The 15,148-nt window shown below is 44.9% G+C and carries 15 protein-coding genes and 1 tRNA gene; 10 read left to right on the top strand and 6 right to left on the bottom strand.

All coding sequences use genetic code 11. The features are described from left to right. Positions 1 to 14: 14 nt before the first annotated feature. Both folK and folB read right to left on the bottom strand, forming a co-directional pair. Positions 15 to 497, bottom strand: coding sequence for a 2-amino-4-hydroxy-6-hydroxymethyldihydropteridine diphosphokinase (gene folK, locus UF05_RS21350; protein WP_021454013.1), 483 nt, complete (start codon positions 495 to 497; stop codon positions 15 to 17). Beyond that, a complete protein-coding gene (folB, locus tag UF05_RS21345) occupies positions 494 to 853 on the bottom strand; it encodes a bifunctional dihydroneopterin aldolase/7,8-dihydroneopterin epimerase (protein ID WP_005465889.1) in 360 nt (119 codons plus the stop codon). The genes folK and folB overlap by 4 nt, the downstream gene beginning before the upstream one ends. 248 nt (positions 854 to 1,101) lie before the next feature. On the opposite strand from folB, the gene plsY reads away from it, so the two are divergent. Then, positions 1,102 to 1,713, top strand: coding sequence for a glycerol-3-phosphate 1-O-acyltransferase PlsY (gene plsY, locus UF05_RS21340; RefSeq protein ID WP_005479185.1), 612 nt, complete (start codon positions 1,102 to 1,104; stop codon positions 1,711 to 1,713). A 21-nt stretch (positions 1,714 to 1,734) separates the two neighbouring features. On the opposite strand, the gene UF05_RS21335 is transcribed toward plsY, so the two are convergent. Next, complete coding sequence (locus UF05_RS21335; RefSeq protein WP_045544854.1) at positions 1,735 to 2,550, bottom strand: alpha/beta fold hydrolase; 816 nt, start codon at positions 2,548 to 2,550, stop codon at positions 1,735 to 1,737. Positions 2,551 to 2,707: 157 nt separating this feature from the next. Continuing rightward, positions 2,708 to 3,724, bottom strand: coding sequence for a tRNA (adenosine(37)-N6)-threonylcarbamoyltransferase complex transferase subunit TsaD (gene tsaD, locus UF05_RS21330; protein WP_011105657.1), 1,017 nt, complete (start codon positions 3,722 to 3,724; stop codon positions 2,708 to 2,710). Between the two features lie 230 nt (positions 3,725 to 3,954). Between tsaD and rpsU the strand changes: the two genes are divergently transcribed. The 6 genes from rpsU (at position 3,955) to UF05_RS21300 (ending at position 9,817) form a co-directional block, all read left to right on the top strand. Next, positions 3,955 to 4,170 carry a 30S ribosomal protein S21 gene (gene rpsU / locus UF05_RS21325; protein ID WP_001145625.1) on the top strand — a complete coding sequence of 72 codons (216 nt, stop codon included), beginning with the start codon at positions 3,955 to 3,957 and terminating at the stop codon, positions 4,168 to 4,170. A 28-nt stretch (positions 4,171 to 4,198) separates the two neighbouring features. Continuing rightward, on the top strand, positions 4,199 to 4,642 hold the full coding sequence (locus UF05_RS21320) for a GatB/YqeY domain-containing protein (RefSeq protein ID WP_045544853.1): 444 nt from the start codon (positions 4,199 to 4,201) through the stop codon (positions 4,640 to 4,642). Positions 4,643 to 4,790: 148 nt separating this feature from the next. Next, a complete protein-coding gene (gene dnaG / locus UF05_RS21315) occupies positions 4,791 to 6,551 on the top strand; it encodes a DNA primase (protein WP_005453774.1) in 1,761 nt (586 codons plus the stop codon). Positions 6,552 to 6,650: 99 nt separating this feature from the next. Further along, entirely contained in the window at positions 6,651 to 8,513 is a 1,863-nt protein-coding gene (gene rpoD / locus UF05_RS21310) for an RNA polymerase sigma factor RpoD (protein ID WP_005453778.1), read from the top strand. Positions 8,514 to 8,653: 140 nt separating this feature from the next. Then, positions 8,654 to 8,729 (top strand) — tRNA-Ile (locus tag UF05_RS21305). A 302-nt stretch (positions 8,730 to 9,031) separates the two neighbouring features. Next, entirely contained in the window at positions 9,032 to 9,817 is a 786-nt protein-coding gene (locus UF05_RS21300) for a MetQ/NlpA family ABC transporter substrate-binding protein (RefSeq protein ID WP_045544852.1), read from the top strand. A gap of 121 nt (positions 9,818 to 9,938) precedes the next feature. Here UF05_RS21300 and UF05_RS21295 read toward each other — a convergent pair whose 3' ends face one another. Beyond that, a complete protein-coding gene (locus UF05_RS21295) occupies positions 9,939 to 10,211 on the bottom strand; it encodes a hypothetical protein (RefSeq protein ID WP_021487203.1) in 273 nt (90 codons plus the stop codon). Positions 10,212 to 10,577: 366 nt separating this feature from the next. On the opposite strand from UF05_RS21295, the gene UF05_RS21290 reads away from it, so the two are divergent. Further along, positions 10,578 to 11,627 (top strand): DUF4382 domain-containing protein, encoded by a 1,050-nt coding sequence (locus UF05_RS21290; protein ID WP_045544851.1) that lies wholly within the window; start codon positions 10,578 to 10,580, stop codon positions 11,625 to 11,627. A gap of 43 nt (positions 11,628 to 11,670) precedes the next feature. On the opposite strand, the gene UF05_RS21285 is transcribed toward UF05_RS21290, so the two are convergent. Further along, entirely contained in the window at positions 11,671 to 12,390 is a 720-nt protein-coding gene (locus tag UF05_RS21285) for an SIMPL domain-containing protein (RefSeq protein ID WP_005453781.1), read from the bottom strand. 163 nt (positions 12,391 to 12,553) lie between these two features. Here UF05_RS21285 and UF05_RS26390 point away from each other — a divergent pair, with 163 nt between their 5' ends. Both UF05_RS26390 and UF05_RS21275 read left to right on the top strand, forming a co-directional pair. After that, positions 12,554 to 12,808, top strand: coding sequence for a hypothetical protein (locus UF05_RS26390; protein WP_025533250.1), 255 nt, complete (start codon positions 12,554 to 12,556; stop codon positions 12,806 to 12,808). 137 nt (positions 12,809 to 12,945) lie between these two features. Beyond that, on the top strand, positions 12,946 to 14,694 hold the full coding sequence (locus UF05_RS21275; protein ID WP_045544850.1) for a lysophospholipid acyltransferase family protein: 1,749 nt from the start codon (positions 12,946 to 12,948) through the stop codon (positions 14,692 to 14,694). The last annotated feature ends 454 nt before the right edge of the window (positions 14,695 to 15,148 follow it).

Here is a 15,148-nt window from a genome sequence, read left to right as displayed (position 1 = left end):
TAAACAACTCAAATTTAAAGTGAAAAAGAAACTGGTTTGAGTGAATCAACGGGCTGCATAGCATGCCAAATGTCGGCTACAGTGCGTCCATCGCCGGGGATCACTAAGTGAGGTTCGAGATCATACAAGGGCTTTGTGACAAAAGGATATTTGTAGATATCACTGCGAGGTAGCTCCGGTTTTTGTGTCGAGATGCACTCACCGAAGAGTACTATATCGAGATCCAGTGTTCGATCCTGATACTTTTGCGCATTTTCCTCACGCCCCCACTTATATTCAATCTCACGTAAGTGGTGACTCAACTCTTCGAGTGACAACTTTGTGCGCATCGCAATCACAAAGTTGTAGAAGTTTTGGCTACTAAAGCCGATAGGTTCACATTCGTATATCGGTGAGACGAGGAGATCTTCGCCGAGCCTCTGCAACTCGAGATAGGCAACCTTAGCGTGTTGCTCTCTGTCTATGTTTGTCCCCACACCGATATAAGTGGTGATCATGCTTGGCCTCGTTCAATCACAACCCCAACAGATCGTGCCTGAGGAACGGCGCCCGGTTTCGCTAAACGAATCTTCACCCAAGGAACGCTGAAGCGTTGCATGATAAGTTCTGCAACTTCTTCCGCCACGCGCTCTACCAACAAGAAGCGACCATTTTCAATATGATTTAATACTGCTTCACTCACCTGTGAGTAATCTAAGGCATCTTGAACATCATCACTTTTACCCGCAGGCTTGTTGTCGTGCGCCATTTCAATATCCAGAACCAACTTTTGTTTAATTTGTTGTTCCCAGTCATACACGCCAATCGTGGTGATTACTTCTAACTGTTCAATAAATACTTTATCCAGAGCCATCTTATGTCCTTCTTTACAGAGGTCGGATACCCGTCAGGGGTAATTTGATCGTAATATTCTATACCTAAGTAACCTTTGGCTAGGTCATCGAAATGTTACTTAGGTATAAACTGCGCTGCATCTTTATATACAAGAACTCACATAATGCAAGCTCTATCGCAGAGAGTATTTCAGCTCACCGCTGAATCAGGCTATGATACCAACTACGCGGGAACTGAGCATTAATTTCCAATCCATCAAGGACTTCTATGGACGCACTGGCACTAATAATGACAATGGCCGCCTACTTACTGGGTTCTGTTTCCAGTGCGGTGTTGATTTGTCGCCTGTTAAAACTGCCAGACCCTCGTAACGTTGGCTCAAACAATCCAGGCGCGACCAATGTATTGCGCATTGGCGGAAAAGGCGCGGCCGTATCGGTGTTGTTGTGCGATATGCTCAAAGGGACGATTCCAGTTTGGGGGGGGTACTTTCTTGGTATCGATCCTATCATTCTTGGCGTTATTGCTATCGCGGCGTGCCTTGGTCACATGTACCCAATTTTCTTCCACTTTAAAGGGGGTAAAGGCGTCGCTACCGCGCTTGGTGCCATTGCTCCAATTGGCTTAGACCTTACAGGCCTAGTAATGCTGACTTGGCTCTCGGTTGCAGTCCTGTTTCGCTACTCTTCCCTTGCCGCACTCGTCACTGTGTTAGTCACACCGTTTTATACTTGGATGTTCAAACCGCAATACACCCTGCCCGTTGCCATGTTGTGTTGTCTAATCGTGTTTAAACATCATCAAAACATTCGTCGTTTACTTTCGGGTGAAGAGCCTAAAATTGGTGAAAAGAAACTGACAGAAAAAAACTCGGCATAACGCCGAGTTTTTAAATGCATTTTAAGCGTGAACTTTGTTTAGGAAGCTCAACAGCATCTGATTCACAAACTCGGGCTGTTCAAGCGAACTGATATGACCCGCTTCAGGAATCTCCACCAATTCACTGCCCGTAATGCAGTCATTCATTAGGTAAGATTCAAATACCGGACGCGGCTTATCTTCTCGACCAACTGCGATCAATGTTGGCAGTGCAATTTTTTCTGCATCTTCAATCACATCACGTCGCCCAAACACCATGCGACCGATACGAGCAACTTCTACAGCTCGCTCACCTGTTAGCGATTCAAGGCTTTGTTTAAATGAAGCGACCAATTCTGGGTGAACTTGATCCGCGTTATTCGCAAAGAACAGTGGTGCAACGGCTTCGATAATAGGCCCAGGAACACCTTGAACTTGGCTGATGGTATCTAGCATCGCAAAGTATTTTTTATGCGTCACTTCTGGTTCCCAACCAATAAAGGTATCCATCAACACCAATGACTTCACTCGTTGTGGGGCTTGAGCGGTCAGTTCCGCACCCCACATACCGCCAACAGATAAGCCAACAATGGAAAATTTGTCGATTTCCAAATGATCCATTAGCGCCAGCATGTGTTGGGCATAATCAACTAAAGACGTGGTCGAAGCAGGAGCGGCGTCCGATTCACCATGCGCCCATAAGTCAGGCACAATACAACGATAGGACTGACTCAAAACTTCAATTTGAGGCGCCCACATTTGGCAATCCCACAAATAGCTATGTCCAAACAGCAGCACAGGCCCTTCGCCTTTGTCTAGGTAAGCAAGTTGCTGACCTTCAATTTCAAACTTCTTCATTGTTATATCCATTTATTATTCTTCCGCGTCATCCTATCACTGAACACAAAGAAAACTGCTCACATCAGTCTGGAAATCTCGCGCCTTTTTCTTGGGAAAATAAACCACAAAAACAAAGGCCTCTATAAATAGAGGCCAGTCAATATACAAGGTTTGATTACGCGATTGGCGTTAGCTGGTCAATTGGCCAGCGCGGACGCGCTTCTACCGACATATCTGCAACTTCACCGTTCTTCAAACGTTGCATACCTGCATACGCAATCATTGCACCGTTGTCAGTACAGAACTCGGTACGTGGGTAATACACTTCACCACCGATTTTCTTCGCAAGCTTCTCAAGCTCTGCACGCAAGCGACGATTCGCACTTACACCACCAGCAATAACGATGCGCTTCATACCGGTTTGCTCTAATGCACGCTTACATTTGATTGCCAACGTTGCACAAACGGCTTCTTCAAAAGCGTATGCAATATCAGCACGAGTCTGCTCGTCATCGCCATTCGCTGCAATCGTGTTTGCCGTGAAGGTTTTCAAACCCGAGAAACTCATATCCAAACCCGGCACATTGGTCATTGGTCGTGGGAACTTAAAGCGACCCGGAGTACCTTTCTCTGCTAGCTTAGATAACAGAGGACCGCCTGGGTAATCTAGCCCCATCAGCTTAGCCGTCTTATCAAATGCTTCACCGGCTGCATCATCAATGGATTCGCCTAGAATCTTGTATTCACCAATGCCTTTTACTTCCACCATCATCGAGTGACCGCCAGAAACCAGCACCGCCACAAATGGGAATGGTGGTGGGTTGTCTTCTAGCATTGGCGCAAGTAAATGACCTTCCATGTGATGAACAGGAACAGCAGGCACACCCCATGCGTAAGCAATACTACGACCAATGGTTGCACCCACTAGCAAAGCACCAACCAAACCAGGACCGGCCGTGTAAGCCACGCCGTCGATGTCTTGGGATGTTAAGTTTGCTTCTTTTAGTGCCTCTTTAATAAGAGGAATGGTTTTCTTTACATGGTCACGTGAAGCCAACTCTGGCACCACGCCGCCGTAATCCGCGTGAAGTTTTACTTGGCTGTAAAGCTTGTGCGCCAACAGGCCTTTTTCATCGTCGTAAATCGCGATTCCTGTCTCGTCACAAGAGGTTTCGATACCAATAATGCGCATGGTTTTCTCAGTATGCTTTCTGTATAGAGGAAATTTGGGCGTCATATTACCTCGCCTTGGTGCTTCAAACAAATTTTGTACAGACAATAAACGACAAAAGGCTTTACAAAGCTGTTGTGATCGGATTAAAATTCCGCACCATTTTTGATCAAGCTGGTAAGTGACCAAACAATTATGATTTGGTCTGTTGAATGCCAGCGTTAACGAATAACCCCTGAGGTGAAAGGCATATGCCAGTAGTTAAAGTACGTGAAAACGAACCGTTCGACGTTGCTCTACGTCGTTTCAAGCGCTCTTGCGAAAAAGCAGGTATCCTTTCTGAAGTGCGTCGTCGTGAGCACTACGAAAAACCAACTACAGTTCGCAAACGCGCTAAAGCAGCAGCTCAAAAGCGTCACGCTAAGAAGCTAGCTCGCGAAAACGCTCGTCGCGTTCGCCTGTACTAATAACTGAGCTCCCAAAAGGAATTTAGTTATGGCTCTCATTGATCAACTCAAAGAAGAGCAAAAATTAGCGATGAAAGCCAAGGACAAATTGCGCCTTGGTACTATTCGTTTAGCCTTAGCAGCAATCAAGCAACGTGAAGTTGACGAGCAGATCACTCTGAACGATGACGACATTCTTGCTGTGTTGACTAAAATGGTTAAGCAGCGTCGCGACTCTGTTACGCAGTACGAAGCAGCTGGTCGTCAAGATCTTGCTGATGTGGAACAAGCAGAAATTACAGTTCTTGAGGAATTTATGCCTCAACCACTGACAGAAGAAGAAGTTGCTGCTCTTATCGAGAAAGCAATTGCAGAATCTGGTGCAGCTGGCATGCAAGACATGGGCAAAGTAATGGGCGTTCTGAAACCACAAATTCAAGGGCGTGCAGATATGGGTAAAGTAAGCGGTTTAGTTCGCGCTAAATTGGTTTAATACCCCACCCAATTGCAGCAAGCCGTGCTATCCTTTGGAACGCACGGCTTGTTTGTATCTGGCAGAATGGAATAAAACAAAGTCTCGCACATGCTTTTCTCTATAACCCATTCGCACCAATCATGATTTTTCTTTTTTGTTAGGTTTTATGGCTGGACACATCCCTCGCAGTTTTATTGATGACCTTCTAGCTCGGCTTGATATTGTCGATATTATCGACGCACGCGTGAAACTTAAGAAAAAAGGCAAAAACTACGGCGCTTGTTGCCCATTCCACAACGAGAAAACACCGTCATTCAGTGTGAGCCAAGAGAAGCAGTTCTATCACTGTTTTGGCTGTGGTGCACATGGCAACGCCATCGACTTTATGATGGAGTTTGAACGCCTAGAGTTCGTTGAAGCGATTGAAGAACTTGCCTCTTATCTAGGTTTGGACGTTCCTCGTGAACAACGTAGTGGTGGCAGTGGTCAGTTCAAATCTGGACCGCAAGCAAGTAGCAGTGAAAAACGCAGCCTATACGATTTAATGGGTAGCATTGCCCAGTTTTACCGTAACCAACTCAAACAACCTTCGAGCAAGGTCGCGATTGAATACCTAAAAGACCGTGGTCTATCTGGTGAAATCGTTCAGAAATTTGGCATTGGTTACGTGGCTGACGAATGGGATTTAGTCCGTAAAAACTTCGGCCAGAATAAAGACAATCAAGACATGCTTGTCACTGGTGGCATGCTGATTGAAAACGACAAAGGCAACCGTTATGACCGCTTTCGTGGTCGTATTATGTTTCCAATTCGTGACCGTCGTGGTCGCGTAATTGGCTTTGGTGGTCGAGTACTTGGTGAAGGCACGCCAAAATATCTCAACTCACCGGAAACGCCAATATTCCATAAAGGCAAAGAGCTTTATGGCCTGTACGAAGTGTTACAAGCGCATCGTGAACCAGCACAAATTTTGGTGGTTGAAGGCTATATGGACGTTGTCGCTCTGGCTCAATACGGCGTAGATTATTCCGTCGCGTCGCTAGGTACCTCGACAACGGGCGATCATATTCAAATGTTGTTCCGCCAAACCAATACCGTGGTGTGTTGTTACGATGGCGACCGAGCAGGTAAAGAAGCGGCATGGCGAGCGTTAGAAAACGCACTTCAGTTCCTCAAAACCGGGAACACATTGAAGTTCTTATTCTTACCTGATGGGGAAGACCCAGACAGCTACGTTCGTAAATACGGCAAAGCAGCGTTCGAGCAACAAATAGAACAAGCGACACCACTATCGAGCTACCTTTTTGACAACTTGATTGAGTTACACCAAATCAATTTGGGTAACAACGAAGGTAAGTCTGCGTTGAGAGCATACGCTAGCGCCTTGATTGACAAGATTCCTGACCCATACTTTCAGGAGTTGCTCGAAAAACTATTGGATGAGCGCACGGGGTTTGATAACCGCCTACGTCAGCCTCGTAAAAAGATAAGTGAAACTCGACCTCAACCGCACAAAGAGATCAAACGGACTCCTATGCGTGAGGTTATAGCTCTACTTATTCAAAATCCGAGCTATGCTCAAATGGTACCGGACCTTTCCTCAGTGAGAGACTTATCCATACCAGGCCTAAGTTTATTTGCAGATGTACTTGATAAATGCCAGGCGCATCCCCATATCAACACAGGCCAATTATTAGAGCACTGGCGCAACAGCCAGAATGAGGCACTTCTGTCTCGTCTTGCGAGCTGGGATATTCCGCTCGACGAAGACAACCAAGAAGAAATATTTTTAGACTCACTGGATAAAATTATTGCCCAGTGCGTAGAAAAGCAAATTGAAAACCTGCAGGCCAAAGCAAGAAGTGTCGGTTTATCAGCCGAAGAGAAAAGGGAGCTGCTAGCACTTATGCTAGATTTAAAAGCGTAACCCTGTTTAATTAGTCAGCAACAATTTAATTTGTTATAGTAAGTGGTTTGCATTTCGCATACTGATTCCTTCACCAGATTACGAAGTTGGATACCGTCTATGGATCAAAATCCGCAGTCACAGCTAAAGTTACTTGTTATTAAAGGCAAGGAGCAAGGCTATCTGACCTACGCCGAAGTAAATGACCACCTACCTGCTGAAATCGTAGATTCAGAACAGGTAGAAGACATCATTCAGATGATCAACGACATGGGTATCAAGGTAGTAGAAACTGCTCCTGATGCTGATGATCTAGCACTGAACGATGACACAAACATTACCGATGAAGATGCAGCTGAAGCTGCAGCAGCAGCACTTTCTAGCGTAGAAAGTGAAATTGGTCGTACAACAGACCCAGTTCGCATGTACATGCGTGAAATGGGTACTGTAGAGCTGCTGACTCGCGAAGGCGAAATCGACATCGCAAAACGCATTGAAGAAGGTATTAACCAAGTTCAATCGTCTGTTGCTGAATACCCTGGCACTATTCCTTACATCCTAGAGCAATTTGATAAGGTTCAGGCAGAAGAACTTCGTCTGACTGATTTAATCTCTGGCTTTGTAGATCCTGACGCTGACGATACAGCAGCGCCAACCGCGACTCACATCGGTTCTGAACTGTCTGAAACTCAATTAGAAGAGGAAGACGAAGAAGACCTAGAAGATGATGAAGAAAGCGATGACGATTCAGATGATTCAGAAGAAGATGTAGGTATTGATCCAGAGCTAGCGCTTGAGAAATTCAACCAGCTACGCAGCACATACCAAAATCTTCAGCTAGCGATCAATGAGTACGGCTACGACAGCCCGAAAGCAACCGTTGCTAACGAAATGATGCTAGACGTATTCAAAGAATTCCGTCTAACACCAAAACAGTTCGACCACCTAGTGAACGAACTTCGCACAGCAATGGATCGCGTTCGTACTCAAGAACGTTTGATCATGAAGTCTGTGGTTGAATACGGCAAAATGCCGAAGAAATCGTTTATTGCCCTATTCACTGGTAACGAATCAAGTGATGCATGGCTAGACGAGATCCTAGCATCTGACAAGCCATACGCTGAGAAAATCAAACGTAACGAAGAAGAGATCCGTCGTTCAATCGCTAAGTTAAAAATGATTGAAGAAGAGACATCTCTAAACGTACAAAACATTAAAGACATCAGCCGTCGCATGTCTATCGGTGAAGCGAAAGCACGCCGTGCGAAGAAAGAGATGGTTGAAGCGAACTTACGTCTTGTAATTTCTATCGCGAAGAAATACACCAACCGTGGCCTACAATTCTTGGATCTAATCCAAGAAGGTAACATCGGTCTGATGAAAGCGGTAGATAAGTTTGAATACCGTCGTGGTTACAAGTTCTCGACTTACGCAACGTGGTGGATCCGTCAGGCAATCACTCGTTCAATCGCGGACCAAGCACGTACGATTCGTATCCCGGTACATATGATCGAAACGATCAACAAGCTAAACCGTATCTCTCGTCAAATGCTACAAGAGATGGGTCGTGAGCCGCTACCGGAAGAACTGGCAGAGCGTATGCAAATGCCAGAAGACAAGATCCGTAAAGTACTGAAGATCGCTAAAGAGCCAATCTCAATGGAGACACCAATCGGTGACGACGAAGATTCGCATCTAGGTGATTTCATCGAAGATACAACGCTAGAACTACCGCTAGACTCTGCAACAGCAACAAGCCTGAAAATGGCTACAAAAGATGTACTTGCAGGCCTAACGCCACGTGAAGCGAAAGTACTTCGTATGCGCTTTGGTATCGACATGAACACTGACCACACTCTAGAAGAAGTTGGTAAACAGTTCGACGTTACTCGTGAACGTATTCGTCAGATCGAAGCAAAAGCTCTACGTAAACTTCGTCACCCTAGCCGTTCAGAAACTCTGCGCAGCTTCCTCGACGAATAATAAAGCGTTGGACAAAAAAGGTGACCTTAGGTCACCTTTTTTATTATCACTGGTTCTAAGTGGATAAAAACTAAGCGCAATTGCCCTAGTTGCTATCTAGACACCTTGCAACGCTTCCCCTATAATCGTTGACCTATTAAGGCCCCTTAGCTCAGTGGTTAGAGCAGTCGACTCATAATCGATTGGTCCCCAGTTCAAGTCTGGGAGGGGCCACCAAATTTCGAAAGGCGTAGCAGGTTATTACCTACTACGCCTTTTTTGTATCTGATGGTTTTAAGTGTTGCTGTGGGTACACCGTTGGCACCTGAGCTCATCTTCTTGTCCCCCTTGTAAATTCCCTTGCTTAAACCCCATCAACTTTCTTAACCATCTGCTCAATAACATTTGTGCTATACAACCCTTGTGACCTTCAAATGATCCCTCAATGTTTTAGTCGTTGACCGTTTATATATTCCTGACAGGATAGCCGTATGGACGTCTAAATGCGAAATGGAGTTACGATGACAAGTTAAGGTCACATCAAAAAGTTATCTTGGGTTCTCGCTGCTGCGCTCAGCTTAAGTGCCTGCGGAGAAAGAGATAATTCAGTAATCAAAGTCGGAGCTACGGTTGGGCCACATGCACAAGTAGTTGAAGCGGTAGCGAAAGAAGCGGCAAAGCAAGGGCTAAATGTTGAAGTCATCGAGTTCTCTGATTACGTGACACCTAACGCCGCGCTGAGTGACGGTAGCATCGATATTAACAGCTACCAACACCAACCTTTTTTGGATAACTTCAACAGCAGTCATAACTCTCAGCTCGTTTCAATTGGCCAATCTATCTTGATGCGCATGGGGATTTATTCCAATAAATACCGTTCGTTAGAAGAGTTACCAAACCGTGCCAGAATTGCCATTCCAAACGACCCAACTAATGGAGGCCGAGGGCTGTTACTACTCGCTGATGCGGGCTTGATTGAGCTTAAACCAGGTGTTGGCCATAAAGCCGCGTTAACCGATATTAAGAGTAATCAAAAAGAACTGGAGTTCGTTGAGGTAGATGCAGCGCAGCTGCCAAGAACGCTGGATGACGTTGATGCCGCAGCTATTACGATGAATTACGTGATGTCTTCAGGCTTAGACCCTAAGAAGCAAAGTATTTTCCTAGAGTCCAAAGACGCACCTCTCGCTGTTATGGTTATTGCGACTCGTGAAGCCGACAAAAACAACGAGGCTTACAAAAAGTTCGTCTCTATTTACCAATCCCAAGAAATTCGCGACTTCCTTGATAGCACTTTCAAAGGAACGATTGAACCAGCCTTTTAAGTAAGAATTAATCCTTGAGCAAGCTATCTTGCTTGCTTAGAGAGACAATACGACAGAGGCTCATGAAACAAAGCATGAGCCTCTATCGTATCAAATGGTATCAATCGTACTTGGAGTTAGATTATCGACTTTCTGCTTCTAACTTTAGCGCGATATAGTTTTGTGCGGCGGTAACTAAATCAGAACGATTGATGATCTTCCATAGGAAAAATGGCGGGATTAAGAATGCAATGAAGTAAAACGACTCATGAAAAAAGATCTGAGCAATTGCATCTTGATGTTCCCACAACGCCGTAAGCGCGAAAAGATCGAGCATCACGCCGAGCACACCAAAAACAACTGAAACCACGATCGCTAATCCTAGTAGCTCTCGAATAAAAAATTTGTATGCCATCATACTAATTCCTTCTAGCAATAATCGACCTTACGTTACGCCCCTCATCACCTATCTATTTTGATTATTATCAACTTCATTTCACTACGAATAAGAACTTAGTTTTATAAAAAAGCGCTTGTGTAAATGGGAAAGGTGGTTACCAAGCAACCACTTTGTTTAGCTAAGTAGAGCCGAAGTTAATGGCGTTACTGCTTCGCTGCTACACTTGAGCAATAGATTTAAAAATAGCTTTTTAGGAATCCATATCACATTATGAATTTCCCTTTTTTACATTGACCCCGTCATTACTAAGCAATGACATTTGGTCTCGACTCTGAGACTAATCTTCGATGTTTATCGGCAGTGTAAACACAAGAGGTCAATATGAAAAAATACACTTATCCTCTACTTGCTATCTCAGGCGGTCTACTACTAACTGGCTGCGGTGGTGACGACTCTTCATCAAATACAGAATCCGCTACGTTTTCTCTTGGTGTCTCAGATGCACCTGTGGATGACGCCAACAAAGTGGTCTTAGCATTTAAAGACGTGGTTTTAATTCCCTTTGACCCAGAAACGGGCGAGCAAACTGGCGATCACATTCTGCTAGACGCAAGCGAGAGCGGCGCGCTACATCAAGTTGATTTGATGGAATACCAAGGGAAAAATGCTAAAACCATCATTAGCGAACAACAAATTGCTCCGGGTGATTACGCCATGTGCGTTTACGCGAAAGATGGCCGACAGTTGAATGATACGTCTCTATCGTATGTCGAAAAAACTGATGGCTCAGTAAAAGGTCTTGTTGTTCCAAGTCGTGGTAGCTGCTTTGGCTTTAAGCCCGATACCAGCGATCAGGGTCGCTTGAAGTTTTCCCAAAAAGATCAGTATGTAAAAGTTCATACTGGGCACAATAGCTACGTTGTAGAGTTTGATTTGCGTAAAGGTCTGGCGGATCCAGTCGGCCAAGATCATATGAACATGAATTCGAATGCCGTAAGTTTGGTGAACGCATCTGATTCAGGCCATATCGCTGGCACGGTAAGTAACGTGCAATACCAAGCTTGCGAAGCAGACAGTGCGGCATGGAACGCGATTCATGATGTGCCTGCCGTTCACTCTGTTTACCTGTATGCGGGTTCCATGGATCGCTCAACCATGGGCGATATGGGCGCGACAGCTCCACTCTACGCGCCAGTTGCGGTAGCTAATGTGAATGAATCGCAAGACGAAGAAGGCAATACAACCTACAGCTACGAGTTTGGTTACATTGGCCCGGGTACTTACAGCATTGGCTACACATGTACTGCGTATATTGATACGCCAGACGCTCATGAAACGTCAGAAGACGGTTTCTTGATTTACCAGCACTACACGCCAGTTGAAGTTGTCGAGACAGAGCTGACAACTCAGGACATTAATCCCATTCTTTAAGCCACCATATTAAAAAAGCCGCTCGTACTGAGCGGCTTTTTACTTAGTCAGAAAGGTAATATTGAACCGTCGATACCACTCGGACTTTTTTAATGTAAGGCGTATTGCTATCGCGGTCATAAATGGAGAACTGACCTTGCGTCGCTCGCTTGATCTTTCCTAATGAGCTTTGTGAGTCTTTCGCAAACTTTTGTGCCACCTCGCGGGCGTTTTTGGTCGCCTCTTCGATCATGTCTGGTTTGATGTCATTAAGTTTCGTGAAACTGTATTCGATTCGGTTTGCATAAGGATCTTGATTAAGAATCACGCCTTGTTTCCCAAGTTCACCAATCTCATTAATCGCCGCACGAACCACATTGATATTTTGGCTGTAAACCGTGACCGTTCGGGATGCTAAATAACGATACTCAATGTCTTGCTCACCACCATATTGCTGCGCTTTACGGTCTATCACTGAAGGCGAAGACAGCGAGATGTTTTTGTCAGTTAAGCCTTTTGCGGTTAAAAAATCGAGAATCAAACGCGTTTGTTGGTCTATGTCATCAAACATCGCGCCCATATCATTGCTGGCTACCGTAAATTGGATTGGCCAAATGACGGTATCTGCCGGGTATTCTCGCTCAGACAATCCCTTCACCGTTACCACTCGCTCATAGGCTTTGTATTTGACTGCTGTTTGCTGAATAAAAAAGCCCAATACTCCTAAACCAATTATCAGACACAGCCCGAGCCATATTGACGCTTTATTGGAAATCTTCTCCATTCATCCTCCTAATTTCGCCAAAAGTAACAATTCGTAGTATCGATAACATAGCTCAACTATGGCCAGAAAATGGCGACCTAAAGCTAAATTTTTGTCATATCGTTCGAAATGGTGAATAGAATTAATTAAAATTGAACAGTGTTTTATTGTGAATTTTAAGATTATGTTGAAAACAAAATGGTTGGTGGTTCTAGGCGGATTATTTGTCTCAACGGCCTGTTTGAGTGCTGACGACTTAGCTATGGATGACAACTCAACACAAGAACCCCGTAATGAACAGCAATACGAAGGGAAAAGCTTTGATGGTCGAATTCTGCTAGATAATGAGCCGACCAAACAGATCTTGAGCTCACTAGAAAGTCTCGGTGAAACGCTCAACTCTCTGAGTATCCTGATGTTTGCTGGCGATAAAACGTAACGCTAAAGCTGTCCTATCACCTTCGTCTTTGGTCAACAAAGCTTCACCAGTTTGTCACCAAAGGCTCATGGATTTGCCTCTGAACTGTCATCTGTAATTTCTACTATCCGATCAGCCACTTGTACGCTGAGGTAAATATGGATAGTTCGACCCCTTTTCGTCTCCCTCGTAAAACGCCGTTTGGCATTGGTGAAAACGTTGCAGAATGGGCTACGGGTTTAAGTCAGCTCGATAAATTCTACGCCCAACGCCCAGCGAATGCGGATACCAAAACTTTCTTGCGATTCACACTGGATATCTTGGGTATCGACTATCGCATTGCCCATGGTTCGCTCGGCTCAGTGCCAAAGCAAGGCGCAACCGTCATTGTGGCGAATCACCCTCTCGGCTGTGTTGAAGGCGTGATTCTCGCCGAACTACTGTTGATGGTACGAGACGATATCCAAATTTTAGCGAATCAGTACCTGAAAACCGTGCCAGAGCTCGACCAACTTTTTATTGGTGTCGACGTATTCGAGGGCAAAGATGCGGTCAAGTCGAACATGAAGGCACTTAGAGCAGCCAATAAACACCTTGCGAATGACGGCTTGTTATTGGTTTTCCCTGCGGGTGAAGTGTCGCAGTTGGTGGATGCCAAACAACAGCGTTTAGAAGACAAAGAATGGAGCCGCAGTGTCAGCGCGTTAATTCGTAAGAACAAAGCCGCCACTGTTCCTGTCTTCATTTGTGGGCAGAACTCAAAACGCTTCTACATGGCAGGTAAAATCCACCCTCTTTTACGCACCTTGATGTTAGGAAGAGAGCTGCTCAACAAGAGCGCAAAAACTATTGAGTTGTCCTTTGGGCAAGCAATCAAATTTAAAGAACTCAATAACCTCAACGATGATCAGATCGTCAATTATCTGAGGCTCAACACCTACCTGCTTAACCGCGATGTAAGTGCCACTCAGCAAACGGTCTCAGACAATGATCTCTTACCTATTGCGGCAGGGTTACCCATAGGCCAATTGCTTGAAGAGCTGCACAGCTTACCGGCAGAAACCCAATTGCTTCAAAATGGCGAGTTCGACGTGTACTGCGCCAGCGCACAGCAGATCCCATCTCTCCTGCATGAAATTGGCCGCTTGCGAGAACATAATTTCCGTCAAGTTGGCGAAGGGACCGGACAAGCGATAGACATCGATCATTTCGATCATGATTACCTGCACTTGTTTGTGTGGGATCGTGAGAACCAATGCATGGTAGGTGCTTACCGTCTTGGATTAGTTGATCAATTATTGGCGAAATATGGCGTAGAAGGATTGTATTCGCGCACCTTGTTCAACTATGACCAACGCTTTCTCGATCAAATGGGCAAGTCGATTGAAATGGGTCGTTCTGTGATTGCCGAGCAATATCAAAAAAGCATGAGTGCCCTACTCTTACTCTGGAAAGGCATAGCGACTTTTGTTCATCAACATCCTGAATACACGCACTTATTTGGCCCAGTGAGCATCAGCAACGATTACAGCCATACCGCGCGTCAATTATTGGCACAATCGATGACCCTACACCACTACGACAACGACTGCGCCGAATACGTCACTCCGTCAAACCCACTGCCAGAAACCAACTTAAACTGGAATACCAGCATGCTAACCGCATTGGGAGATTTACAGTTGCTATCTCGCGTGATCGCTCGAATTGACGAAGGCAAAGGCGTTCCGGTATTACTGCGCCAGTATTTGAGTTTGAATGGTAAGTTGGTGTGTTTTAACGTCGATCCGGCGTTTAACAACGCACTGGATGGATTGATTATGGTGGATTTACGCGATGTGCCTGAGAAAACGCTTGCACGTTATATGGGCAGCGAAAACGCGCGCGAGTATTTAGCTCTGAACCATTAACCGTCGTCGGAGGTATCGCGCTGCTCAAAATCGCTCTAAACAACACAACGCGAGCAGCGTGATGCGTTATTTACCCATAAGACATTAAAAACAAAGTGTTTAGTTAAACTCATCGCAAAAAGGCCAGCCATCTCAAGCTTTAATCCACAAAACGCCAACATCGCGCAAACGTTCACGTTATAAACTTTCACAAAACCTCAAAATGGTTATAGATCACATTTCAAATCAAACCGAACCCCAAACAAAATGTGATATTGATCGTTTCAGGCATTTAATTTGAATTAAAAAAGAAATTAAAGGTGATCTAAATCACAATGAATTTTGATTTTATATTTGTCAGAAGATCGAATTGATCACTAATATTTTTATTGACAGATTTGAAAGTCATTTTTTGTTATTAAGTTACATATCAATTAATTGATCATCATCACTTAAAAAATGCTTTTCATTCGAA

It is taken from the genome of Vibrio sp. S457-15 (assembly GCF_000960545.1).
GTDB lineage: Bacteria > Pseudomonadota > Gammaproteobacteria > Enterobacterales > Vibrionaceae > Vibrio > Vibrio parahaemolyticus.
Note: the sequence above shows the minus strand (reverse complement) of the source record. Positions and strands in the feature narration are given on the sequence as shown.